General features: G+C 53.9%; 17 protein-coding genes, 1 tRNA gene and 3 rRNA genes. 9 read left to right on the top strand and 12 right to left on the bottom strand.

Annotation, left to right across the window (positions count from 1 at the left end; translation table 11 throughout):
• Positions 1-25: 25 nt before the first annotated feature.
• Complete coding sequence (gene rpoE, locus AC236I_RS06180) at positions 26-601, bottom strand: RNA polymerase sigma factor RpoE (RefSeq protein ID WP_004866461.1); 576 nt, start codon at positions 599-601, stop codon at positions 26-28.
• Between the two features lie 421 nt (positions 602-1,022).
• On the opposite strand from rpoE, the gene nadB reads away from it, so the two are divergent.
• Positions 1,023-2,642, top strand: coding sequence for an L-aspartate oxidase (gene nadB / locus AC236I_RS06175; protein WP_004866464.1), 1,620 nt, complete (start codon positions 1,023-1,025; stop codon positions 2,640-2,642).
• On the opposite strand, the gene trmN is transcribed toward nadB, so the two are convergent.
• A complete protein-coding gene (gene trmN / locus AC236I_RS06170) occupies positions 2,627-3,364 on the bottom strand; it encodes a tRNA(1)(Val) (adenine(37)-N(6))-methyltransferase TrmN (RefSeq protein WP_004866466.1) in 738 nt (245 codons plus the stop codon). The genes nadB and trmN overlap by 16 nt on opposite strands.
• A 131-nt stretch (positions 3,365-3,495) precedes the next feature.
• Between trmN and srmB the strand changes: the two genes are divergently transcribed.
• Positions 3,496-4,821 (top strand): ATP-dependent RNA helicase SrmB, encoded by a 1,326-nt coding sequence (gene srmB, locus AC236I_RS06165; protein WP_004866469.1) that lies wholly within the window; start codon positions 3,496-3,498, stop codon positions 4,819-4,821.
• A gap of 47 nt (positions 4,822-4,868) precedes the next feature.
• Here srmB and grcA read toward each other — a convergent pair whose 3' ends face one another.
• Positions 4,869-5,252 (bottom strand): autonomous glycyl radical cofactor GrcA, encoded by a 384-nt coding sequence (gene grcA / locus AC236I_RS06160; RefSeq protein WP_004866471.1) that lies wholly within the window; start codon positions 5,250-5,252, stop codon positions 4,869-4,871.
• A 317-nt stretch (positions 5,253-5,569) separates the two neighbouring features.
• Between grcA and ung the strand changes: the two genes are divergently transcribed.
• Complete coding sequence (gene ung, locus AC236I_RS06155; protein WP_071359718.1) at positions 5,570-6,259, top strand: uracil-DNA glycosylase; 690 nt, start codon at positions 5,570-5,572, stop codon at positions 6,257-6,259.
• Between the two features lie 66 nt (positions 6,260-6,325).
• Here ung and AC236I_RS06150 read toward each other — a convergent pair whose 3' ends face one another.
• A complete protein-coding gene (locus AC236I_RS06150; protein ID WP_004866478.1) occupies positions 6,326-7,396 on the bottom strand; it encodes a tRNA/rRNA methyltransferase in 1,071 nt (356 codons plus the stop codon).
• Positions 7,397-7,599: 203 nt separating this feature from the next.
• On the opposite strand from AC236I_RS06150, the gene trxC reads away from it, so the two are divergent.
• The 5 genes from trxC (at position 7,600) to AC236I_RS06125 (ending at position 13,322) form a co-directional block, all read left to right on the top strand.
• On the top strand, positions 7,600-8,025 hold the full coding sequence (gene trxC, locus AC236I_RS06145) for a thioredoxin TrxC (RefSeq protein WP_004866483.1): 426 nt from the start codon (positions 7,600-7,602) through the stop codon (positions 8,023-8,025).
• Positions 8,026-8,095: 70 nt separating this feature from the next.
• Positions 8,096-8,794 carry a tRNA-uridine aminocarboxypropyltransferase gene (tapT, locus tag AC236I_RS06140; protein WP_004866485.1) on the top strand — a complete coding sequence of 233 codons (699 nt, stop codon included), beginning with the start codon at positions 8,096-8,098 and terminating at the stop codon, positions 8,792-8,794.
• Positions 8,795-8,829: 35 nt separating this feature from the next.
• Entirely contained in the window at positions 8,830-11,487 is a 2,658-nt protein-coding gene (locus AC236I_RS06135) for a bifunctional acetate--CoA ligase family protein/GNAT family N-acetyltransferase (RefSeq protein ID WP_015583688.1), read from the top strand.
• A 114-nt stretch (positions 11,488-11,601) separates the two neighbouring features.
• Positions 11,602-12,957, top strand: a complete 1,356-nt coding sequence (gene pssA / locus AC236I_RS06130; RefSeq protein ID WP_032718074.1) for a CDP-diacylglycerol--serine O-phosphatidyltransferase — start codon at positions 11,602-11,604, stop codon at positions 12,955-12,957.
• A gap of 41 nt (positions 12,958-12,998) precedes the next feature.
• On the top strand, positions 12,999-13,322 hold the full coding sequence (locus AC236I_RS06125; protein ID WP_004866495.1) for a YfiM family lipoprotein: 324 nt from the start codon (positions 12,999-13,001) through the stop codon (positions 13,320-13,322).
• 2 nt (positions 13,323-13,324) lie between these two features.
• Here AC236I_RS06125 and AC236I_RS06120 read toward each other — a convergent pair whose 3' ends face one another.
• The 8 genes from AC236I_RS06120 to rluD form a co-directional block, all read right to left on the bottom strand.
• Entirely contained in the window at positions 13,325-14,623 is a 1,299-nt protein-coding gene (locus AC236I_RS06120) for an MFS transporter (RefSeq protein WP_004866498.1), read from the bottom strand.
• A 401-nt stretch (positions 14,624-15,024) separates the two neighbouring features.
• Positions 15,025-15,140, bottom strand: a 5S ribosomal RNA gene (gene rrf / locus AC236I_RS06115).
• A 94-nt stretch (positions 15,141-15,234) separates the two neighbouring features.
• Positions 15,235-18,140, bottom strand: a 23S ribosomal RNA gene (locus tag AC236I_RS06110).
• 219 nt (positions 18,141-18,359) lie between these two features.
• Positions 18,360-18,435, bottom strand: a tRNA-Glu gene (locus AC236I_RS06105).
• 85 nt (positions 18,436-18,520) lie between these two features.
• Positions 18,521-20,060 (bottom strand): 16S ribosomal RNA (locus AC236I_RS06100).
• The 16S, 23S and 5S rRNA genes sit together here with 1 tRNA gene alongside, the layout of an rRNA operon.
• A gap of 450 nt (positions 20,061-20,510) precedes the next feature.
• Entirely contained in the window at positions 20,511-23,084 is a 2,574-nt protein-coding gene (clpB, locus tag AC236I_RS06095; RefSeq protein WP_487608713.1) for an ATP-dependent chaperone ClpB, read from the bottom strand.
• 128 nt (positions 23,085-23,212) lie between these two features.
• Positions 23,213-23,944, bottom strand: coding sequence for a purine nucleoside phosphorylase YfiH (gene yfiH / locus AC236I_RS06090; RefSeq protein ID WP_004866503.1), 732 nt, complete (start codon positions 23,942-23,944; stop codon positions 23,213-23,215).
• Positions 23,941-24,921 (bottom strand): 23S rRNA pseudouridine(1911/1915/1917) synthase RluD, encoded by a 981-nt coding sequence (rluD, locus tag AC236I_RS06085; protein WP_004866507.1) that lies wholly within the window; start codon positions 24,919-24,921, stop codon positions 23,941-23,943. Before rluD ends, yfiH begins: the two co-directional genes overlap by 4 nt.
• A 131-nt stretch (positions 24,922-25,052) precedes the next feature.
• On the opposite strand from rluD, the gene bamD reads away from it, so the two are divergent.
• Positions 25,053-25,790 (top strand): outer membrane protein assembly factor BamD, encoded by a 738-nt coding sequence (gene bamD, locus AC236I_RS06080; protein ID WP_004866513.1) that lies wholly within the window; start codon positions 25,053-25,055, stop codon positions 25,788-25,790.
• Positions 25,791-25,982: the final 192 nt, after the last annotated feature.

Below are 25,982 nucleotides of genomic sequence, written 5' to 3'. Positions count from 1 at the left end.
TACCCTTTTCAGTATTCCGCTATCGTCAACGCCTGATAAGCGGTTGAACTTTATTATCAATAGCTTCTCGTGCCCGGAAAATGCGCGAACGTACCGTTCCTACCGGGCAATCCATGATAGCGGCTATCTCTTCATAGCTCAGGCCATCCAGCTCCCGCAACGTAATTGCCATGCGTAAATCTTCCGGGAGTGATTCAATGGTACGAAAAACTATTTGTCTCAGTTCTTCTGACAACATTAAGTTCTCAGGGTTCGAAATTTCTTTCAGCGCCCCACCACTTTCGAAGTTTTCTGCCTCATTGGCGTCAACATCGCTGGACGGTGGGCGGCGTCCCTGAGCTACCAGATAATTCTTCGCCGTATTTACGGCGATGCGATATAACCAGGTATAAAAAGCACTATCCCCCCGGAAGGACTCCAGCGCGCGCCATGCTTTTACGAACGACTCCTGAACAACGTCAGGGATATCGCCCGGTGGCACATAGCGGGAGACCAGGCTCGCGACCTTATGCTGATAGCGCACCACCAGCAAGTTAAACGCTTTCTGATCTCCTTTCTGGACCCGTTCGACGAGGACCTGATCCGTTAACTGCTCGCTCATCCGAGGTAATGTCTCCCCAAACCCAATTCCCATGCGTCTTCAAAGCACTACCCAATCACTGCAATATGAGCAAGCAGACGATTGGAGTGTCTGAAAACAATAAAGTTCCGTTACGCCTTTGATTTTTGTCTGGCAACGGCGGACGATTTGTTATCTCTCATTATATGTCCCGCAACTCAACGCCAGGTAAGATGATGAAGAAAAAGCGTAAGGTCCGCCAGAAGGGTAACGTAACATCGCTTTTATTTCACTATAAAATCTGAAGCTAACGATCTGCTTCGCAAATATTTTCTTTCGTTTACACAGCCCCGCCCCGCCCGCTTATGTTTAGTTTCCACAACGTTCAGTAAAAAAAATGTACGATTCATCACGACCTGGTGCTATTGTGGCAAAAATGTGTTTAGTAAATTAAACAAAGACAATGAATACGACTCCTGACTTCTCCTGTGATGTGCTGATTATCGGCAGCGGCGCTGCCGGTTTATCCCTTGCGCTACGTCTGGCGGAGCACAGCTCCGTCGCCGTACTGAGCAAAGGCCCTGTCAGCGAAGGTTCAACGCTCTACGCGCAAGGCGGCATTGCCGCCGTTTTTGATGAAACCGACAGCGTGGAATCTCACGTTGAAGATACGCTCATCGCCGGAGCCGGCCTGTGCGATCGCCATGCAGTCTCTTTCGTCGCCAGCAACGCCAGGCCTTGCGTGCAATGGCTTATCGACCAGGGCGTGCTGTTTGATACTCAGACCCAGGCCAACGGCGAACAGAGCTATCACCTGACCCGTGAAGGTGGCCATAGCCATCGCCGTATCCTCCACGCTGCCGATGCCACCGGTAAAGCGGTGGAAACGACGCTGGTTGGCAAGGCGCTCGCGCATCCGAATATTCGTATTCTGGAGCGAAGTAACGCCGTCGATTTGATCATTTCCGATAAAATCGGCCTGCCGGGGACACGTCGGGTGGTTGGCGCCTGGATCTGGAACCGGAATAAAGAAAAGGTCGAGACCTGCAGCGCGAAATCCGTGGTGCTGGCCACCGGCGGGGCGGCGAAAGTCTATCAGTACACCACCAACCCGGATGTCTCCTCCGGCGATGGTATTGCTATGGCCTGGCGCGCCGGCTGTCGCGTGGCCAACCTCGAATTCAACCAGTTTCACCCCACCGCGTTGTACCATCCGCAGGCGCGCAATTTCCTGTTAACCGAAGCATTACGCGGCGAAGGCGCATACCTGAAACGTCCGGACGGTACCCGGTTCATGCCCGATTTTGACGAACGCGGCGAGCTGGCGCCACGCGATATCGTCGCCCGCGCGATTGACCATGAGATGAAACGCCTCGGCGTCGATTGTATGTATCTCGACATCAGCCATAAGCCTGAAGCCTTTATTCGTCAGCATTTCCCGATGATCTACGAAAAGCTGCTCGGCCTGGGTATCGATCTGACAAAAGAGCCCGTACCGATTGTCCCCGCCGCCCACTATACCTGCGGCGGCGTGATGGTTGATGACAACGGACGTACCGATGTTGACGGGCTGTATGCGATTGGCGAAGTGAGCTACACCGGACTGCACGGGGCTAACCGCATGGCGTCAAATTCGCTGCTCGAATGCCTGGTTTACGGCTGGTCCGCGGCCGAGGATATTCTCCAGCGCATGCCGCTGGCTCAAGCGGTTAACGCCCTCCCTTCCTGGGATGAAAGTCAGGTTGAGATCCCCGATGAACTGGTGGTGATTCAACATAACTGGCACGAGCTGAGACTGTTGATGTGGGACTACGTGGGGATTGTCCGCACCACCCGTCGGCTGGAGCGTGCGCTACGACGAATCACCATGTTACAGCAGGAACTCGACGAATATTACGCCCGCTTCCGCGTGTCGAATAATTTGCTGGAGTTACGCAATCTGGTGCAGGTGGCCGAACTGATCGTTCGCTGCGCAATGCAACGTAAAGAGAGTCGCGGGCTGCACTATACCCTGGATTACCCGGAACAACTTGCGGATAGCGGCCCGTCAATTCTGTCGCCTCTGGCTCACATAAAGAGGTAAAAGTCCTGGGTCAGGGCAGTAAACCCTTCGGAGTATTGCTGTTCAGGCCCACGGACAATCAGCCGATCGCTGAAACACTCCCCCGCGGTCGGCGAGAAAGCCAGCAGTACGCGGTGCGGCGGGCGCATTTCCGTCTCCGCGACATCGGTGCGCAAACGCAGATGCCAGCCCATGGTTTGGGCGCGTTGAACAAACGCATTGCCAATATCCACCGGTAGCACCACGCAGAAAAAGCCCTCTTCGGTAATCGACTCTGCGGCGCAGGTTAAGAGCGTGACGTGATCGAGCGTCGTCGTATATCGCGCCTGTTCGCGCTGCGATGTTGCACAGGGCACACCTTCGGCAAAAAAAGGCGGGTTGCTGACAATCAGTTCATAGCGTCGGGTTTGCGCGGGCTGCCACTGTTGAATATCCCCCTGATGCACCTGGATACGCGCCCCCCACGGGGAGGTCGCCACGTTTTCGCGCGCCTGCGCCGTCGCCTCTTCATCGAGTTCTACCGCATCCAGCATGACCCGATCGTCGGTTCTCTGAGCCAGCATTAAAGCCAGTAAACCGCTACCGGTCCCGATATCCAGCACGTGTTTTACCTGGGCGATCGGCGCCCACGCGCCTAGCAGAATGCCGTCGGTGCCCACTTTCATCGCACAACGGTCGTGAGCAACAAAGAACTGTTTAAACGTAAAACCATTGCGCGGCAGCGCAAACTTCGACTGAGACATCCTGAATAACCTTGCGAACAAAAACTCCTGAGACTGAAGCTATGCACAATACCGGAGAACAGATAGCCTTACAAACAGATGAACATTACGCCCGTAACGTCTATAATCGTCGGTCCACTCAGAGGTAGATCATGACTGTAACGACTTTTTCCGAACTTGAACTCGACGAAAACCTTCTGGAAGCCCTCCAGGAAAAAGGTTTCACACGCCCGACAGCCATTCAGGCCGCCGCTATTCCGCCTGCGCTTGATGGCCGTGATATTCTCGGTTCAGCCCCGACAGGTACCGGTAAAACAGCGGCGTATCTGCTGCCAGCGTTGCAGCACCTGCTTGATTTCCCGCGTAAGAAGTCGGGGCCACCGCGTATTCTTATCCTGACGCCGACCCGTGAGCTGGCGATGCAGGTTGCCGACCATGCCCGTGAGCTGGCCGCACACACGCACCTGGACATTGCCACCATCACCGGCGGTGTCGCATACATGAACCACGCGGAAGTATTCAGCGAGAACCAGGATATTGTGGTCGCGACCACCGGCCGACTGCTGCAATACATTAAAGAAGAAAACTTCGACTGCCGGGCGGTCGAAACGCTGATCCTCGATGAGGCGGACCGTATGCTGGATATGGGCTTCGCGCAGGATATCGAGCACATTGCCGGTGAAACCCGCTGGCGTAAGCAGACCATGCTGTTTTCCGCGACTCTCGAAGGCGATGCGATTAAAGACTTTGCCGAGCGCCTGCTGGAAGAGCCCGTTGAAGTTTCCGCCAGTCCTTCCACGCGCGAACGTAAGAAAATTCATCAGTGGTACTATCGCGCCGATGACATTAAGCATAAAACCGCGTTACTGGTTAACCTGCTGAAACAGCCGGATGCGACCCGCTCTATCGTCTTTGTGCGTAAGCGCGAGCGCGTTCATGAACTGGCCTCCTGGCTGCGCGAAGCGGGGATCAATACCTGCTGGCTGGAAGGCGAAATGGTGCAGGCCAAGCGTAACGAAGCAATCAAACGTATGACCGACGGTCGTATGAATGTGCTGATTGCCACCGATGTTGCTGCCCGCGGGATAGATATTCCGGACGTTAGCCACGTTTTCAACTTCGACATGCCGCGCACGGCGGATACCTATCTGCATCGAATCGGACGCACCGGCCGCGCGGGGAAAAAAGGCGTCGCCATTTCTCTGGTTGAAGCTCATGACCATCTGCTGTTGGGTAAAATTGGTCGCTATATCGACGAGCCGCTCAAAGCGCGCGTTATTGATGAACTGCGCCCGACGACCCGCGCACCGAGTGAGAAGCTGACCGGTAAGCCGTCCAAAAAGGTACTGGCTAAACGCGCCGAGCAGAAAAAAGAGAAAGATAAAGAGAAACCGCGAGTGAAAAAACGTCACCGCGATGCCAAAAATATTGGCAAGCGCCGTAAACCAAGCGGCAGCGCTGGTGAAAATCAGCAGTAACAAAAAAACGCCGGGATATCCCGGCGTTTTTAGGTTTAAGCGTCGACTTACAGGCTTTCAGTAAAGGTACGAGCGATAACGTCACGCTGCTGTTCTGGTGTCAGGGAGTTAAAACGTACCGCGTAGCCAGAGACACGAATCGTCAGCTGCGGGTATTTTTCCGGATGTTCAACCGCATCCAGCAGCGTTTCACGACGCAGCACGTTAACGTTCAGGTGCTGGCCACCTTCTACACGGACTTCCGGTTTCACATCGAGCGGAATTTCGCGGTATTCGATTTCACCCAGTTTATTAACCGCAACCACGTCATCTTCAGCAAAACCCCCTTTAGCGCACAGGCAGCGGGCTTCGCCTTTTTCGCTGTCCAGCAGCCAGAAAGAGTTCAGCAGGTCGTCGTTTGCAGCTTTAGTAATTTGGATACCAGTAATCATTTGATGCCTCCCTTAGGCAATATTTATTCGTTTTCCTGGCCCGTTCCCGGCCAATTGGTAAAACCATTGTTGTCTGAGTGTATGTATATCAGCCAAACAACCGGCATTCATTGACTTAAATCAACAAAAACCACTCAATAAAAATGGGTATAGGAGGATATTATTGTTTTACATCAAGTTACGCCAGAGCCAATGCAAAATATTTTTGTAAATTTTCAATTTTTTTTTGCATACAAACCGTCAGTCAGACACCGGGGATTTTGTTATGCAGAAAGAAGCAGTTAAGCTATAGCAATGACACTTTGCAGGAGAGCAAGATGACCACCCCGTTGACCTGGCACGACGTGCTGGCGGAAGAGAAGCAGCAGCCCTATTTTGTGAATACCCTCAAAACTGTCGCCGAAGAGCGCCAGTCGGGTATGACGATTTATCCGCCGCAAAAAGATGTCTTCAATGCCTTTCGTTATACCGAACTTGGCGATGTCAAAGTGGTTATTCTTGGGCAAGATCCGTATCACGGGCCCGGACAGGCTCACGGCCTGGCCTTTTCCGTGCTTCCGGGGATTCAGACGCCGCCGTCGCTGCTCAATATGTATAAAGAACTGGAAGGGACGATTCCGGGATTCAGCCGTCCGACGCATGGTTATCTGGAGAGCTGGGCACGACAAGGGGTACTGCTGCTTAATACGGTCCTGACGGTGCGGGCAGGTCAGGCCCATTCGCATGCCAGTCTTGGCTGGGAAACCTTTACCGATAAGGTCATTTCATTGATCAACGAACATCGGCAAGGGGTTGTATTTTTACTGTGGGGCGCCCATGCGCAGAAAAAAGGGGCGATTATCGACAGGCAACGCCATTGCGTGCTGAAAGCGCCGCATCCTTCGCCGCTTTCCGCCCATCGCGGCTTCTTTGGCAGTAATCACTTCGTCCAGACTAACCAGTGGCTGGCCGAGCGCGGCGAGTCTCCCATTGACTGGATGCCGGTATTACCGGCCGGAGATGCCTGACCTCCGCCTTTTGCAGAAACAAAAATGCCAGCGTAACGCTGGCATTTTTTCAACTGAACTCGGCCATCAGACCTTATTCTGACGCCACCACTCGGCCAGCAATACGCCGGTCGCTACGGAAACGTTCAGGCTTTCAACATTGCCGGTACCTTCAATGGCAACGTTAAGATCGGCACTGGAGATCGCCGCATCAGACAGGCCATCGCGCTCCTGGCCTAATGCCAGCACCATTTTCTTCGGCAGCTCAGCCTTATGTAACGGCGTACCGTTATGGCTGGAGGTCGAAACAATAGCGTAGCCCGCTTTGCGGAACTGCTCCAGAGTGTCGATAAAGCTGTCGCCGGTGATCGGTTCGACGTGTTCTGCACCACCTTCTGCGGTACGGATTGCCGCGCCAGATTCCAGCATGCCGGCATCCTGCACCACCACACCCTTGACACCAAAATGCGCACAGCTACGCATGATCGCACCGAGGTTGTGCGGGTTACCGACATCTTCCAGCGCCAGAACGCAATCTTCGGCATCGGCTTTGGCGACCCACTGAGCCACGGAGGTACCGTTACGTTTCTTAATCAGGAAGCAAACGCCGCCGTGATGCTCGGTACCGGACGCTTTTGCCAGTTCAGCTTCATCAACCACGTGATAAGCTTTGCGGTTCGCCGCCATCCAGCGCAGCGCCTCTTTGAAACGCGGGGTAACGCTCTGCACAAACCAGGCGCGAACAATCGCTTCCGGACGGCTCTGGAACAGTGCCTGACAAGCATTCTCACCGTAAACGCGGGTCTCTTCCGCGCGCTGGCGACGTAATACTTCCGGATCGATAAAGCTTTTACCGCTGATCCCGCCGTGATCCGGCTTCACCGCCGCATCATCGTTTGGTGCTCGCGAGACGGTACGCCACGGAGAAGAGCTGTCACGATCGAAATCATCGCGTTTACGATCGTCACGTTTGCGGTCATCGCCGCGGCTGTTACGTTCATCGCGGGCAGGGCGGCTACGGCCGTCAACACGAGATTTTCCTGGGCGTCCTCCCCCTTTCCCGGTACGCGGGTTATGGGTGCGTCTGTCAGAATCATCATCACTGCGGACATACATCACTTTGACCTTGCCGCTTTTATTTTTCAGTTCGTCGCTCATCAATTTTCTCCACCTGCGCTGCGCGAAGCGCGAAGATTACCCGATGTGTCACCGCTGCGCCATGATTTCGTTTAAAAGATAGGGTCTATCGTATTCATCGAACAAAACGCATTGTTGTTTAATCGCTGCTAATCGATAATATGTAACATTAAAGAAACAAATCGGCCACGTGCCACGTTGCAACCCATAACCAGAGGTTAGTTATGAATACCGTTTGTGCCAGTTGTCAGGCTCTGAACCGCATCCCCGACGATCGTAGTGCCGATGGCGCTAAATGCGGACGCTGCGGCCACGATCTTTTTGACGGCGACGTCATCAACGCGACCGGGGCAACGCTGGATAAACTACTGAAGGACGATCTGCCCGTTGTAGTCGATTTCTGGGCGCCATGGTGCGGTCCTTGCCGTAATTTTGCGCCGATCTTTGAAGACGTCGCGGAAGAACGCAGCGGCCAGATGCGCTTCGTAAAAGTGAACACCGAAGCTGAACGCGAGCTGAGCGCGCGTTTCCGCATCCGCAGTATTCCGACCATTATGATCTTTAAAAAGGGCGAAGTCATCGACATGCTTAACGGCGCGGTACCAAAAGCGCCGTTCGACAGCTGGCTTAATGAAGCCAACGCGCAGTAAACCTACCGGGGCACAGCTTGTGCCCCTTTTTCACCTCTGCGACAATGTCGTTTTTTCTTAGCGACACTTTATGATTGATAACGCCGTCCTTCGCCTTCGCGCCGAACGTCTCGCTCGCGCGACCCGGCCTTTTCTCGCGCGCGGTAACCGGGTCCATCGCTGCCAACGCTGTCTGTTACCGCTGAAGCAGTGCCTGTGCGCAACCCTGGCGCCAACAACGGCCGCCAGTCGTTTCTGCCTGGTGATGTTCGATACCGAGCCGATGAAGCCAAGCAATACCGGGCGTCTTATTGCCGACATTCTGCCGGATACGGAAGCCTTTCAATGGTCACGAACCGAGCCGCCGCAGGCGTTACTCGATCTGGTCGCCAACCCGGATTACCAGCCAATGGTGGTCTTCCCGGCCTCTTACGCCGGGGCGGAACGCCAGGTGCTGAGCGCCCCGCCGGCGGGGAAACCGCCGCTGTTTATCATGCTTGACGGAACCTGGACGGAAGCGCGCAAAATGTTTCGTAAAAGCCCGTATCTTGACGCGCTGCCGGTCATCTCTGTCGATCTGTCACGTATTTCGGCCTATCACCTGAGAGAAGCGCATGCCGAGGGGCAGTATTGCACCGCGGAAGTGGCCATTGCGCTGCTGGATCTTGCCGACGATCGGAAAGCCGCCCGCGCACTTGGCGATCATTTTAGTCTGTTCCGTACCCGCTATCTGGCGGGAAAAACGCAGCATAAGGGCAGCATCACAGCACAAATGGCAGAAAGCGTTTAAAATCATTCGGTCACTGGGGATCAAAGGAGACCGGTATGAGCCAACGAGGCCTGGAAGCACTGCTGCGGCCGAAGTCGATCGCCGTTATTGGCGCATCAATGAAACCACAGCGCGCCGGTTATCTGATGATGCGTAACCTGCTGGCCGGGGGATTCAACGGCCCGGTCCTGCCCGTCACCCCGGCCTGGAAGGCCGTTCTGGGCGTACTGGCCTGGCCAACCATCGACAGCCTGCCATTCACCCCGGACCTGGCCGTGCTTTGTACCAACGCCCGGCGAAACCCCGAGCTGCTGGACGCGCTGGGGCAAAAGGGGTGCAAGACCTGCATTATTCTCTCCTCTCCGCCGGAACAATATCCCGTGCTGCTCGAATGCGCCGCACGCTATCAAATGCGTCTGCTTGGCCCCAACAGTCTGGGCCTGCTTGCGCCCTGGCAGGGGCTGAATGCCAGCTTTTCGCCGGTACCGATTCATCGCGGCAAGCTGGCGTTTATCTCCCAGTCCGCAGCGGTTTCCAATACCATTCTTGACTGGGCGCAGCAGCGCGAAATGGGCTTCTCTTACTTTATTGCGCTTGGGGATAGCCTGGATATTGATGTCGACGACCTCCTCGACTTCCTTGCCCGCGACAGTAAAACCAGCGCCATTCTGCTCTACCTTGAACACCTGAGTGACGCCCGACGCTTCGTGTCCGCGGCGCGCAGTGCATCGCGTAATAAACCGATCCTGGTGATCAAAAGCGGCCGCAGTCCAGCCGCGCAAAAGCTGCTCCACGTCAATTCGGGTATGGATCCGGCCTGGGACGCCGCGATTCAGCGAGCGGGCTTACTGCGCGTGCAGGATACTCATGAGCTCTTCTCGGCGGTTGAAACCCTCAGCCATATGCGCCCGCTGCGCGGTGAGAAACTGATGATCATCAGCAACGGTGCCGCTCCTGCGGCGCTGGCGCTGGATGAACTGTGGCTACGAAACGGCAAGCTTGCTACTCTCGGCGAAGAGACCTGTGAAAAACTACGCCAGGCGCTGCCGGGCGGTATCGGCATCGCTAACCCGCTGGATCTCCGTGACGATGCCAGCAGCGAACACTATCTCAAGGCGCTGAACGTTCTGCTGGATAGCCAGGATTACGACGCCCTGTTGGTGATTCATTCCCCCAGCGCCGCCGCCCCGGGAACCGAAAGCGCCCTCGCCCTGATCGACGCGCTGAAACAACATCCGCGCGGTAAATATGTCACGGTACTAACGAACTGGTGTGGTGAATACTCTTCTCAGGAAGCCCGCCGCCTGTTCAGCGATGCTGGCTTGCCAACCTACCGCACGCCGGAAGGAACCATTACCGCTTTTATGCATATGGTGGAGTACCGACGTAACCAAAAACAGCTCCGGGAGACGCCGGTTCTGTCGGATACGGTGACCGCCAATAGCGCAGAAGCCCATATGTTGTTGCAGCAAGCGATTCGCGAAGGCGCCCGTTCGTTAGACACCCATGAAGTGAGCCCGGTATTGCACGCTTACGGGATCCACACCTTACCGACATGGATTGCCGCCGACAGCGCCGAAGCGGTGCACATCGCCGAACAAATTGGCTACCCGGTGGCGCTGAAACTGCGCTCGCCGGATATTCCGCACAAATCGGAAGTTCAGGGCGTGATGCTCTATTTGCGTACCGCCACGGAAGTGCAGCAGGCGGCGGATGCTATTTTCGACCGCGTGAAAATGGCCTGGCCCCAGGCACGTATTCACGGTCTGCTGGTACAAAGTATGGCCAACCGCGCCGGCGCGCAGGAGCTGCGGGTCGTCGTTGAGCACGATCCGGTGTTCGGCCCGCTGATTATGCTGGGCGAAGGTGGCGTCGAATGGCGTGCGGAAGATCAGGCCGCCGTCGCCCTCCCGCCGTTAAATATGAATCTGGCCCGATACCTGGTGATCCAGGCGATCAAAAGTAAGAAGATCCGTGGCCGCAGCGCGCTGCGCCCGCTGGATGTGTCTGGCCTGAGCCAACTTCTGGTCCAGGTATCGAATCTCATCGTCGATTGTCCGGAGATCCAGCGGCTGGATATTCACCCGCTGCTCGCTTCGGGTAACGAGTTCACCGCGCTTGACGTCACGCTGGCCCTTGCGCCGTTTAGCGGCGACAGCGAAAGCCGGCTGGCCATCCGCCCTTATCCGCAGCAGCAGGAAGAGTGGGTGGTGATGAAAAATGGCGAGCGCTGTCTGTTTCGCCCGATCCTGCCGGAAGATGAGCCGCTGCTTCTGGCCTTTATCGGTCAGGTAACGAAAGAAGATCTGTACTATCGTTATTTCAGCGAAATCAATGAATTTACTCACGATGACTTAGCCAATATGACGCAGATCGACTACGATCGAGAAATGGCGTTTGTTGCCGTACGCACCAGCGCCGAAGGCAATGAGATCCTTGGCGTAACGCGAGCCATCTCCGATCCTGATAACATTGATGCGGAATTTGCCGTACTGGTTCGTTCCGATCTGAAGGGGTTAGGTTTAGGCCGGCGGCTGCTGGAAAAGCTGATTGCCTACACCCAAAGCCACGGTCTGCAGCGGCTAAATGGCATCACCATGCCCAATAACAGAGGCATGATCGGCCTTGCCAGGAAGCTGGGGTTCGCGGTTGATATTCAGCTGGAGGACGGGATTGTGAGTTTGTCCCTGCAACTGGCACCACAACAATCATAAACTGGCGACCGCAATTGTTGACCACATTCGCGAACAGTAATGTTATTATTGCCCGCTTACGTCGTCTGCATGGTACAGAAGACCCTTCAATAAACAGAGAAGAAACGCACTGTGATGTTGTCAAAATTTAAGCGTAATAAACATCAACAACACCTTGCCCAACTCCCTAAGCTTTCTCAGTCAGTTGATGATATCGAGTTCTTTTACGCTCCTGCGGATTTTCGGCAAGCGTTACTGGCAAAGATAGCCCACGCCACCCAGCGTATTTGTATTGTTGCGCTCTATCTGGAGCAGGATGATGGCGGCAAAGGAATTCTGCAGGCACTTTACGATGCCAAGCGTCAGCGTCCGGAGCTAGATGTTCGCGTTCTGGTTGACTGGCATCGCGCCCAACGTGGACGTATTGGCGCAGCGGCAGCGAACACGAATGCCGACTGGTACTGTCGCATGGCGCAGGAAAACCCCGGCGTCGATGTCCCGGTTTATGGCGTGCCGGTCAATACCCGGGAAGCCCTCGGCGTGCTGCACTTCAAAGGTTTTATTATCGATGATTGCGTCCTGTACAGCGGGGCAAGCCTGAACGATGTCTATCTGCATCAGCATGATAAGTATCGTTACGACCGCTATCAGTGTATTCGCAATGGCAAAATGGCCGATGTGATGTTCGATTGGGTCGAACACAATCTGGTTGAAGGCCGCGGCGTAAACCGTCTCGACAGCGCCGATCGCCCGAAAAGCCCGGAAATCAAAAACGATATCCGCCAGTACCGCCAGGAACTGCGTGACAGCGGCTATCATTTCTCTGGCAATGCGGATGACGATCGGCTGTCGGTCACGCCGCTGGTCGGCCTGGGCAAATCGAGCCTGCTGAATAAAACCATCTTCCACCTGATGCCCTGCGCTGAGCGTAAGCTGACGATTTGTACGCCCTATTTCAACCTTCCGGCTCTTCTGGTGCGTAACATCATTCAGCTACTGCGTAGCGGGAAGCAGGTAGAGATTATCGTTGGCGATAAAACAGCGAATGACTTCTATATTCCTGAAGATCAGCCGTTTAAGATTATCGGCGCACTCCCCTATCTGTATGAAATCAACCTCCGCCGCTTCCTCAGCCGACTGCAGTATTATGTTAATACTGACCAGTTGATTGTTCGTCTGTGGAAAGATGACGACAACAGCTATCACCTTAAGGGAATGTGGGTTGATGATGAGTGGATGCTGCTCACCGGTAATAACCTCAATCCGCGCGCCTGGCGCCTGGATCTGGAAAATGCGATTCTGATTCACGATCCGCAGCATCAGCTCGGCGCGATGCGTGAAAAAGAGCTGCATCTGATTCGTCAGCACACGACGGTCGTTAAACACTATCGCGATCTGCAAAGCATTGCGGATTACCCGGTCAAGGTACGCAAACTGATTCGCCGCCTGAGGCGCATCCGTATCGACCGCTTGATCAGCCGTATTCTCTGAATATCTGCCCCGTATCGCCGGGGCTTTTTTCTGGAATGTGTATGCGCACTTTTATCATTATGACCCCGTTGCTGCTCACCGGCTGTAGCCATATGGCACATGATTCATGGAGCGGTCAGGATAAGGCCCAGCATTTTCTGGCCTCGGCAATGCTCTCGGCGGCCGGTAACGAATATGCCCAGCATCAGGGCTACAGTCGCGATCGAAGCGCGGCCATTGGCCTGATGTTTTCCGTCAGTCTGGGGGCTTCGAAAGAACTCTGGGACAGCCGTCCGGCAGGAAGCGGCTGGAGCTGGAAGGATTTCGCGTGGGATGTGGCCGGCGCCACGACGGGTTATGCCGTGTGGCAGCTGGCGCACCAGTAGACCTAAAGTCGTAATCCCTTGCCCTTACGATGCAGCATCAGAGAGACCAGAAACGCAATCGCGCTCATCACGGTAACGTACCAGTAAAAGACATGCTCAACGCCGACCGATTTTAGCGACAGGGCGACATATTCAGCCGAGCCGCCAAACAGAGCATTTGCCACCGCATACGACAGGCCAACGCCCAGGGCGCGTACCTGAGCCGGGAACATCTCCGCCTTCAGAATACCGCTGATCGAGGTATAGAAACTCACGATCATCAACGCGCAGATAACCAATCCAAATGCGGCGTAGGGTGAGGTTACGCCCTGCAGCGCACTCAGGATCGGCACGGTAAAGAGCGTCGCTAATGAGCCAAAACAGAGCATTGATGTCCGGCGACCTATTTTGTCCGATAGCGCGCCAAATAACGGTTGGGCCAGCATATAGACAAACAGTGCCGCGGTCATAATCACACTGGCTGTACCGGCGCTCATGCCCGCCGTATTGACCAGGTATTTCTGCATATAGGTCGTGAAGGTATAAAAGCTTAACGACCCGGCGGCGGTGAAACCCAGGACCATCAGAAATGCTTTCCGATTGCGCCATAACCCCTTGAACGAGCCGGCCTCTTTTAATGCCCGCGTCTCCTGCTTAGATGTTTCATCCAGCTGGCGACGTAGCCACAGGGCCACTACAGCAAGTACCGCCCCAAGCGCAAACGGTATCCGCCATCCCCAGGCGTGCAGCTGCTCATCGCTAAGAATTTGCTGTAGGGCCACCACCACAAGCACCGCCAGAAGCTGACCACCGATGAGCGTCACGTACTGGAATGATGCGTAGAAGCCTTTCTTGCCTTCTACGGCAACCTCACTCATATAGGTTGCACTGGTACCGTACTCCCCCCCGACGGATATCCCCTGAAACAGGCGCGCCAGAAGTAATAATGCTGGTGCCCATGTGCCAATCGTTGCATAGCCGGGCAGACAGGCAATCACCAGCGAGCCCATGCACATCATGCATACGGAAATGAGCATAGAGGCTTTACGTCCGCGGCGATCGGCAATACGACCAAACAGCCAGCCGCCAATCGGGCGCATCAGGAACCCGGCGGCAAAAACCCCGGCAGTTTGTAGTAACTGAGTGGTGGTGTTTCCGGAAGGGAAAAAGATATGTGCAAAATAGAGAGAGCAGAATGAATAGACATAAAAATCAAACCATTCAACCAGATTCCCCGAAGATGCGCCTACAATCGCCCATATGCGGCGGCGGGTATCGCTTTGCTCCAGCGTTCCCCGTTCATTAATACTGCTTTCTGCCATTGTCATCCTGCTCCAGCAAAGACTGCAATCTGTCTTATCGGGCGTGCCACGTCACTGAGACAAATCAATTAGTAAACCAAATGTTATATAATTGTTATTTATTTATATGTGATTAAACTCACATTTTTTTTCGTCGCGTGGTTTTCGGGATTAACGCTAAAGCCTGAACGGGGATAAAGTGAAATATGGTGATGAGGGGGCTACGGCAGGCTTTTATGTTGTCTGAACAAACAGATAGATTGCTGCTTAGCAGTCCGAACGCTTTGTATCGGGACAAAAACGCAAAAAGCCCGTCCGTGAGGACGGGCTTCTGACTGATTTGATGCCTGGCCGTTTATGGCAAACAGCAGACAAACAAAAAAACCCCATGCTTTCGCATGAGGTTTCTTCGCGTGTTTGATGCCTGGCAGTTCCCTACTCTCACATGGGGAGACCCCACACTACCATCGGCGCTACGGCGTTTCACTTCTGAGTTCGGCATGGGGTCAGGTGGGACCACCGCGCTATCGCCGCCAGGCAAATTCTGTTTTCACCCCGCATTCCTGCGCGATGATTTAATCTGTAATCAAGCTGAACATTTCGTCTCTTCGCCAAAACAGCTTCGGCGTTGTAAGGTTAAGCCTCACGGTTCATTAGTATCGGTTAGCTCAACGTATCGCTACGCTTACACACCCGACCTATCAACGTCGTCGTCTTCAACGTTCCTTCAGGACTCTCAAGGAGTCAGGGAGAACTCATCTCGGGGCAAGTTTCGTGCTTAGATGCTTTCAGCACTTATCTTTTCCGCATTTAGCTACCGGGCAATGCCATTGGCATGACAACCCGAACACCAGTGATGCGTCCACTCCGGTCCTCTCGTACTAGGAGCAGCCCCCCTCAATTCTCCAGCGCCCACGGCAGATAGGGACCGAACTGTCTCACGACGTTCTAAACCCAGCTCGCGTACCACTTTAAATGGCGAACAGCCATACCCTTGGGACCTACTTCAGCCCCAGGATGTGATGAGCCGACATCGAGGTGCCAAACACCGCCGTCGATATGAACTCTTGGGCGGTATCAGCCTGTTATCCCCGGAGTACCTTTTATCCGTTGAGCGATGGCCCTTCCATTCAGAACCACCGGATCACTATGACCTGCTTTCGCACCTGCTCGCGCCGTCACGCTCGCAGTCAAGCTAGCTTATGCCATTGCACTAACCTCCTGATGTCCGACCAGGATTAGCTAACCTTCGTGCTCCTCCGTTACTCTTTGGGAGGAGACCGCCCCAGTCAAACTACCCACCAGACACTGTCCGCAACCCCGATTAGGGGTCTACGTTAGAACATCAAACATTAAAGGGTGGTATTTCAAGGTTGGCTCCACGCAGACTGGCGTCCACGCTTCAAAGCCTCCCACCTATCCTACACATCAAGGCTCAATGTTCAGTGTCAAGCTATAGTAAAGGTTCACGGGGTCTTTCCGTCTTGCCGCGGGTACACTGCATCTTCACAGCGAGTTCAATTTCACTGAGTCTCGGGTGGAGACAGCCTGGCCATCATTACGCCATTCGTGCAGGTCGGAACTTACCCGACAAGGAATTTCGCTACCTTAGGACCGTTATAGTTACGGCCGCCGTTTACCGGGGCTTCGATCAAGAGCTTCTCCTTACGGATAACCCCATCAATTAACCTTCCGGCACCGGGCAGGCGTCACACCGTATACGTCCACTTTCGTGTTTGCACAGTGCTGTGTTTTTAATAAACAGTTGCAGCCAGCTGGTATCTTCGACTGATTTCAGCTCCACGAGCAAGTCGCTTCACCTACCATCAGCGTGCCTTCTCCCGAAGTTACGGCACCATTTTGCCTAGTTCCTTCACCCGAGTTCTCTCAAGCGCCTTGGTATTCTCTACCTGACCACCTGTGTCGGTTTGGGGTACGATTCGTTGTTACCTGATGCTTAGAGGCTTTTCCTGGAAGCAGGGCATTTGTTACTTCAGCACCGTAGTGCCTCGTCATCACACCTCAGCGTTAAAAGAAGTCCGGATTTACCTAAACTTCCCGCCTACATGCTTAAACCGGGACAACCGTCGCCCGGCTAACATAGCCTTCTCCGTCCCCCCTTCGCAGTAACACCGAGTACAGGAATATTAACCTGTTTCCCATCGACTACGCCTTTCGGCCTCGCCTTAGGGGTCGACTCACCCTGCCCCGATTAACGTTGGACAGGAACCCTTGGTCTTCCGGCGAGCGGGCTTTTCACCCGCTTTATCGTTACTTATGTCAGCATTCGCACTTCTGATACCTCCAGCAACCCTCACAGGCCACCTTCAACGGCTTACAGAACGCTCCCCTACCCAACAACACATAGTGTCGCTGCCGCAGCTTCGGTGCATGGTTTAGCCCCGTTACATCTTCCGCGCAGGCCGACTCGACCAGTGAGCTATTACGCTTTCTTTAAATGATGGCTGCTTCTAAGCCAACATCCTGGCTGTCTGTGCCTTCCCACATCGTTTCCCACTTAACCATGACTTTGGGACCTTAGCTGGCGGTCTGGGTTGTTTCCCTCTTCACGACGGACGTTAGCACCCGCCGTGTGTCTCCCGTGATAACATTCTTCGGTATTCGTAGTTTGCATCGGGTTGGTAAGTCGGGATGACCCCCTAGCCGAAACAGTGCTCTACCCCCGAAGATGAGTTCACGAGGCGCTACCTAAATAGCTTTCGGGGAGAACCAGCTATCTCCCGGTTTGATTGGCCTTTCACCCCCAGCCACAAGTCATCCGCTAATTTTTCAACATTAGTCGGTTCGGTCCTCCAGTTAGTGTTACCCAACCTTCAACCTGCCCATGGCTAGATCACCGGGTTTCGGGTCTATACCCTGCAACTTAACGCCCAGTTAAGACTCGGTTTCCCTGCGGCTCCCCTATACGGTTAACCTTGCTACAGAATATAAGTCGCTGACCCATTATACAAAAGGTACGCAGTCACCTAACAAGTAGGCTCCCACTGCTTGTACGTACACGGTTTCAGGTTCTTTTTCACTCCCCTCGCCGGGGTTCTTTTCGCCTTTCCCTCACGGTACTGGTTCACTATCGGTCAGTCAGGAGTATTTAGCCTTGGAGGATGGTCCCCCCATATTCAGACAGGATACCACGTGTCCCGCCCTACTCTTCGAGTTCACAGCGTGTGCATTTTAGTGTACGGGGCTATCACCCTGTACCGCCGGACTTTCCAGACCGTTCCACTAACACACGCGCTGATTCAGACTCTGGGCTGCTCCCCGTTCGCTCGCCGCTACTGGGGGAATCTCGGTTGATTTCTTTTCCTCGGGGTACTTAGATGTTTCAGTTCCCCCGGTTCGCTTCGTTAAGCTATGTATTCACTTAACGATAGTGCAACGAATTGCACTGGGTTTCCCCATTCGGAAATCGCCGGTTATAACGGTTCATATCACCTTACCGACGCTTATCGCAGATTAGCACGTCCTTCATCGCCTCTGACTGCCAGGGCATCCACCGTGTACGCTTAGTCGCTTAACCTCACAACCCGAAACTGTTTCGTAAAACAGTCCGCGTTGCGAAAATTTGAGAGACTCGAACACACCGCTTTTTCCTTTCTTATTACGGAGAAAGGAAACAGTGTGTCGTTTCAATTTTCAGCTTGATCCAGATTTTTAAAGAGCAAATATCTCAAACGTGATTCCTGAGAATCAGTTTTGAGATATAGAGGTCGGTGACTTTCACTCACGAACCAGCAAGTGGCGTCCCCTAGGGGATTCGAACCCCTGTTACCGCCGTGAAAGGGCGGTGTCCTGGGCCTCTAGACGAAGGGGACACTGAAGTCTCAATCGCAAGACGCCTTGCTATTTACTTTTCATCAGACAATCTGTGTGAGCACTACAAAGGCAGGTTCTTTCAGGTAAGGAGGTGATCCAACCGCAGGTTCCCCTACGGTTACCTTGTTACGACTTCACCCCAGTCATGAATCACAAAGTGGTAAGCGCCCTCCCGAAGGTTAAGCTACCTACTTCTTTTGCAACCCACTCCCATGGTGTGACGGGCGGTGTGTACAAGGCCCGGGAACGTATTCACCGTAGCATTCTGATCTACGATTACTAGCGATTCCGACTTCATGGAGTCGAGTTGCAGACTCCAATCCGGACTACGACATACTTTATGAGGTCCGCTTGCTCTCGCGAGGTCGCTTCTCTTTGTATATGCCATTGTAGCACGTGTGTAGCCCTACTCGTAAGGGCCATGATGACTTGACGTCATCCCCACCTTCCTCCAGTTTATCACTGGCAGTCTCCTTTGAGTTCCCGACCGAATCGCTGGCAACAAAGGATAAGGGTTGCGCTCGTTGCGGGACTTAACCCAACATTTCACAACACGAGCTGACGACAGCCATGCAGCACCTGTCTCAGAGTTCCCGAAGGCACCAAAGCATCTCTGCTAAGTTCTCTGGATGTCAAGAGTAGGTAAGGTTCTTCGCGTTGCATCGAATTAAACCACATGCTCCACCGCTTGTGCGGGCCCCCGTCAATTCATTTGAGTTTTAACCTTGCGGCCGTACTCCCCAGGCGGTCGACTTAACGCGTTAGCTCCGGAAGCCACTCCTCAAGGGAACAACCTCCAAGTCGACATCGTTTACAGCGTGGACTACCAGGGTATCTAATCCTGTTTGCTCCCCACGCTTTCGCACCTGAGCGTCAGTCTTTGTCCAGGGGGCCGCCTTCGCCACCGGTATTCCTCCAGATCTCTACGCATTTCACCGCTACACCTGGAATTCTACCCCCCTCTACAAGACTCAAGCCTGCCAGTTTCAAATGCAGTTCCCAGGTTGAGCCCGGGGATTTCACATCTGACTTAACAGACCGCCTGCGTGCGCTTTACGCCCAGTAATTCCGATTAACGCTTGCACCCTCCGTATTACCGCGGCTGCTGGCACGGAGTTAGCCGGTGCTTCTTCTGCGAGTAACGTCAATCGCTAAGGTTATTAACCTTAACGCCTTCCTCCTCGCTGAAAGTACTTTACAACCCGAAGGCCTTCTTCATACACGCGGCATGGCTGCATCAGGCTTGCGCCCATTGTGCAATATTCCCCACTGCTGCCTCCCGTAGGAGTCTGGACCGTGTCTCAGTTCCAGTGTGGCTGGTCATCCTCTCAGACCAGCTAGGGATCGTCGCCTAGGTGAGCCATTACCCCACCTACTAGCTAATCCCATCTGGGCACATCTGATGGCATGAGGCCCGAAGGTCCCCCACTTTGGTCTTGCGACGTTATGCGGTATTAGCTACCGTTTCCAGTAGTTATCCCCCTCCATCAGGCAGTTTCCCAGACATTACTCACCCGTCCGCCGCTCGTCACCCGAGAGCAAGCTCTCTGTGCTACCGCTCGACTTGCATGTGTTAGGCCTGCCGCCAGCGTTCAATCTGAGCCATGATCAAACTCTTCAATTTAAGTTTGATGCTCGTGAATTAAACTTCGTAATGAATTACGTGTTCACTCAGAGACTTGGTATTCATTTTTCGTCCGAGGACGTTAAGAATCCATGTCACTTTGAGTGCCCACACAGATTGTCTGATAAATTGTTAAAGAGCAGTGCGACGGCGCTGAGCGCTCTGTCGCGAGGTCCCGTATATTACGTTTTCCTCATTCAGAGTCAAGCATTTATTTTTGCTTTTCTCTGTCGGTGTTCATCGCTGAACCCCGCTAACCCGGCGGCCTGTAAGCCGTTGTTCCGTGTCAGTGGAGGCGCATTATAGGGGGTAATTCTGATGTGGCAAGTCTAAATTCAAATAAATGTTCCGTTCGCTCACTTATTAAACAATACCGCATCCGGACTTTAATTCTTGCCTGGTTTTTAAACAAAAACGAGCCCCGAGGGCCCGTTTTTGTCGTTTTGTGATTTACTGCACTGCCACTATATGGTCATCTTTCACCACCAGCTGAACTTCTTTACCGGGGATCAGCTCGCCGGAAAGAATTTGCTGTGCCAGCGGGTTTTCGATCTGCTGCTGGATAGCGCGTTTTAACGGACGAGCGCCATACACCGGATCATAACCATTCGCACTCAGCAATTTCAGCGCCTCATCGGACATGTGAACTTCGTAGCCACGTTCTTCCAGACGTTTGTACAGACGCTGCAGCTGAATCTGAGCGATAGAAGCAATGTGTTTTTCACCAAGCGGGTGGAAGACCACGACTTCATCGATACGGTTGATAAATTCCGGGCGGAAGTTTTGACTGACCACACCCAGAATCAGATCTTTCATATGACTGTAATCCAGCTCGCCGAAACGCTCCTGAATCAGATCTGAACCAAGGTTAGAGGTCATAATCACAACCGTATTACGGAAATCGACCGTTCTCCCCTGCCCATCGGTCAGACGACCGTCATCCAGCACCTGCAACAGGATGTTAAACACATCCGGATGAGCCTTTTCTACTTCATCCAGCAGGATGACAGAATAAGGACGACGACGTACCGCTTCCGTCAGGTACCCGCCCTCTTCATAACCGACATATCCCGGAGGCGCACCGACCAGACGCGATACGGAGTGTTTCTCCATAAACTCAGACATATCGATACGCACCATGGCATCATCGCTATCAAACATAAAGTTCGCCAGCGTTTTGCACAGCTCCGTTTTACCGACACCGGTTGGTCCAAGGAACAGGAACGACCCGATTGGACGGTTAGGATCGGACAGCCCGGCCCGGCTACGACGGATCGCATTGGATACGGCTTCAACCGCTTCGTTCTGACCAATCACCCGGCTATGCAGTTCCTGCTCCATACGCAGCAGTTTTTCACGCTCGCCTTCCATCATTCGCGCGACCGGAATACCGGTCCAGCGCGCCAGCACTTCCGCAATTTCCGCATCCGTCACTTTATTACGCAACAGACGCATCGTTTTACCTTCAGACTGCGTAGCCGCTGCCAGCTGTTTTTCCAGCTCCGGGATTTTGCCGTACTGTAGCTCGGACATCCGCGCGAGATCGCCGACGCGACGCGCCTGCTCAATCGCAATTTTAGCCTGCTCCAGTTCGGCTTTAATTGTCTGCGTACCGGAAAGAGAGGCTTTCTCCGCCTTCCACTCTTCTTCTAATACGGAATACTGACGTTCTTTATCTGCCAGCTCTTCATTCAACATATCCAGACGTTTCAGACTGGCCTCATCGGCTTCTTTCTTCAGCGCCTGCTGTTCCAGCTTGAGCTGAATAATACGTCTGTCGAGTCGGTCGAGCTCCTCCGGCTTCGAGTCAATCTGCATACGAATGCTGGATGCCGCTTCATCGATCAGGTCAATAGCTTTATCCGGCAGCTGCCGGTCAGCAATATAACGATGCGACAAGGTTGCCGCTGCGACGATCGCCGGGTCAGTGATCTGTACATGGTGGTGCAGCTCATAACGCTCTTTCAGACCACGCAGGATCGCGATGGTATCTTCAACGCTTGGCTCAGCCACAAACACTTTCTGGAAACGACGCTCCAGCGCAGCATCTTTTTCAATATACTGACGATACTCATCGAGCGTCGTTGCGCCGACGCAGTGCAACTCTCCGCGCGCCAAAGCAGGTTTGAGCATATTACCGGCATCCATCGCGCCGTCCGCTTTCCCCGCCCCGACCATGGTGTGCAGCTCGTCAATAAACAGAATGACGTTGCCTTCCTGTTTCGCCAGATCGTTCAGCACCCCTTTCAGGCGCTCTTCGAACTCGCCGCGATATTTCGCCCCGGCCACCAGCGCCCCCATATCCAGCGCCAGTACCCGGCGACCTTTCAGCCCTTCCGGTACTTCACCGTTGACGATACGCTGTGCCAGTCCTTCAACAATGGCGGTTTTACCGACGCCAGGCTCACCAATCAGCACCGGGTTATTTTTAGTCCGCCGCTGCAGAACCTGGATCGTACGACGAATCTCTTCGTCACGACCAATGACCGGATCCAGTTTGCCTTGTTCTGCCCGTTCGGTCAGATCGACCGTAAATTTCTTCAATGCCTGACGTTGGTCTTCGGTACCCTGATCGTTCACGCTTTCACCTCCGCGCATTTGTTCAATCGCCTGAGTCACGTTGGCGGTTGTTGCTCCGGCGGATTTTAAAAGGTCGGTCAGCGTACCGCGTGATTCAAGCGCCGCCAGAACGAAGAGTTCCGACGAAATAAAATTGTCCTTCCTCTTTTGCGCCAGCTTGTCGCAAAGGTTCAGAATACGCACCAAATCCTGGGACGGCTGTACGTCACCACCGGTGCCTTCCACCTGTGGTAAACGGCTCAGCGCCTGAGTAATACTGGTGCTTAACTCTCCGGCGTTAATGCCCGCAGAAGTTAATAAAGGACGTACCGATCCCCCTTCCTGATTCAGCAAGGCGCTCATTAAATGAAGAGGTTCGATGAATTGGTTGTCGTGCCCGAGTGCAAGCGACTGGGCATCGGCAAGAGCAAGCTGGAATTTATTGGTAAGACGATCCAGACGCATAACTCCTCCCATAACAGGTCAAATTTGCTACTGGAGATTAAATGAGGTCATCCCTCAATTATTCAAGGTTAAAGACCTGAACTATGCGAAAAATAAGTTTGCCTTCTGGACCGTCTTGATTCGCCAGGTTATCTCAACCAGATAAAACTCGCCATACGACCCGTCATCTTATCGCGACGATAAGAGAAAAAATCATCCTTTTCGCTTAGCGTACAGCGATCGCCACCGAAGATCTGCGTCACGCCGACATTGGCTAAGCGCTGACGAGCCAGCCGATAGATATCAGCAAAATATTTTTCGCCGACGGGGCGGAAAGCGTCTTCCGCTTTCCCGTCCTTGATTATAAACGCATCCCGCACTTCCGGACCGACTTCAAAAGCCTCGGGACCGATCGCCGGGCCAAGCCAGGCCAGAATGTTTTCCGGCTTATCGGCGAAACATGCGACCGTAGCTTCCAGCACACCGTCGCATAATCCGCGCCAGCCGGCATGAGCGGCGGCAACTTCCGTCCCTGCGCGATTACAAAAAAGAACCGGCAGGCAGTCCGCCGTCATCACCGCACACACCGTGCCCGGTGTATTGCAGTATGACGCATCCGCCCGTTTTGACTCATATGGCCCGCCGTCCAGTGTGAGCACCGCGGTACCATGAACCTGCTCCAGCCAGACCGGAAAGGACGGTAGCCCGCCTGCGGCAAACATCCGCCGACGGTTTTCTTCCACGTGCTGCAGATTGTCTCCGCAATGGGCGCCCAGATTGAGCGAATCGTACGGAGGCAGACTGACGCCGCCAATACGCGTGGAGCTACAGGCCGCCACGCCTTCCGGCACAGGCCATTGCGGTACAATCAGTTTAGTCATAGCCAGTCAATATCGTCCTTGTGATCTTCATAATCTGCACGCATTGCCTCAATCAGCTCAACCATATCCTGAGGAATCGGCGCATGCCATTCCATCTCAATGCCGCTGATCGGGTGGTACAGACGTAACATCGTCGCGTGCAGTGCCTGACGATCAAACTTGCGCAGAGCGGTGATAAACGCTTCCGATGCACCTTTCGGCGGACGCGGACGGCCGCCGTAGACCTGATCGCCCACCAGCGGATGGGTGATGTGAGCCATATGCACACGAATCTGGTGAGTACGGCCGGTTTCCAGACGCAGACGCAGACGCGTGTGAATACGGAAGTGCTCCATAATACGGTAATGCGTTACCGCCGGTTTCCCCATCGGGTGCACCGCCATATGCGTACGTTTCGTCGGGTGACGGCTGATAGGTTCTTCTACCGTCCCGCCCGATGTCATGTGACCAATTGCCACCGCTTCATACTCACGGGTGATTTCACGCAGCTGCAGCGACTCCACCAGACGCGTTTGCGCCGGGATGGTTTTCGCTACGACCATCAGACCGGTCGTATCTTTATCCAGACGGTGAACAATACCCGCGCGCGGTACGTCGGCAATCGGCGGATAATAGTGCAGCAGCGCATTCAGCACAGTACCGTCGGGATTGCCCGCGCCCGGGTGAACAACCAGATCGCGCGGTTTATTGATCACGAGGATGTCATCATCTTCGTAGACGATATTGAGCGGAATATCCTGCGGCTCGAAGCGCACGTCTTCTTCGATTTCAACATCGATGGAGACGCTCTCTCCCCCTAAAACTTTTTCTTTCGGCTTGTCGCTGACAGCGCCGTTTACCAGCACTCGCTGGTCGAGGATCCATTCTTTTATGCGCGAACGCGAATAATCCGGGAACATTTCGGCCAAAGCCTGATCTAAGCGTTGACCGAGTTGATTTTCGGACACCGTTGCGGTGAGTTGTACTCGTTGTGCCATATACAGCTTCTTCGTTTAACGTTGGGTTTTACGGCTTTGCCGTTTAATATAGTGTGCTATTGTAGCTGGTCTTAATCGGGAGCAGGAACAGAGATTCTCCCGCATAAACATTTTGAGGAAGTCAAAACGTCATGACGCGCATGAAATACCTGGTGGCAGCGGCCACACTGAGCCTGGCTTTGGTGGGTTGCTCCGGCTCAAAGGAAGAGGTGCCTGATAATCCGCCGAATGAAATCTACGCGACCGCCCAGCAAAAGCTGCAGGACGGTAACTGGAAACAGGCAATAACGCAACTGGAAGCGTTGGATAACCGCTACCCGTTCGGTCCTTATTCCCAACAGGTACAGCTGGACCTGATTTATGCGTATTACAAAAATGCCGATCTGCCGCTGGCTCAGGCAGCCATCGACCGCTTTGTTCGTCTGAACCCTACGCATCCTAACATTGATTACGTCATTTATATGCGTGGTCTGACAAATATGGCGTTGGATGACAGTGCGCTGCAAGGATTCTTCGGGGTCGATCGCTCCGACCGCGACCCACAGCACGCTCGCGATGCCTTCAACGACTTCTCCAAACTGGTACGCGGCTACCCGAACAGCCAGTATGCGACCGACGCCTACAAACGTATGGTGTTCCTGAAGGATCGCCTGGCGAAGTACGAACTGTCAGTGGTTGATTACTACACCGACCGCGGCGCATGGGTTGCCGTCGTGAACCGTGTCGATGGTATGCTGCGCAGCTACCCGGATACCCAGGCGACTCGCGATGCGCTACCGAAAATGGAAAACGCCTACCGCCAGATGCAAATGAACGCTCAGGCAGACAAGGTGGCGAAAATTATCGCCGCTAACGGTAAAAACACCTGATCGTTTTCAGATAAGCAAAACGGCAGCCATGAGCTGCCGTTTTTTATTGCTCAGGCGCCAGAGCTGAAGCGTTTTAGCGCCGAGTCATCCTATCAAATATGACTCCCTTTCCCCTTTCCGACAAGAAAAATCTCACCTGTTCCTGCCCTGCCTCACAAAATGAATTCGTTGACAAAAAGTGACATTAAAATG

The organism is Klebsiella sp. Sb-30, from assembly GCF_057652795.1.
Note: the sequence above shows the minus strand (reverse complement) of the source record. Positions and strands in the feature narration are given on the sequence as shown.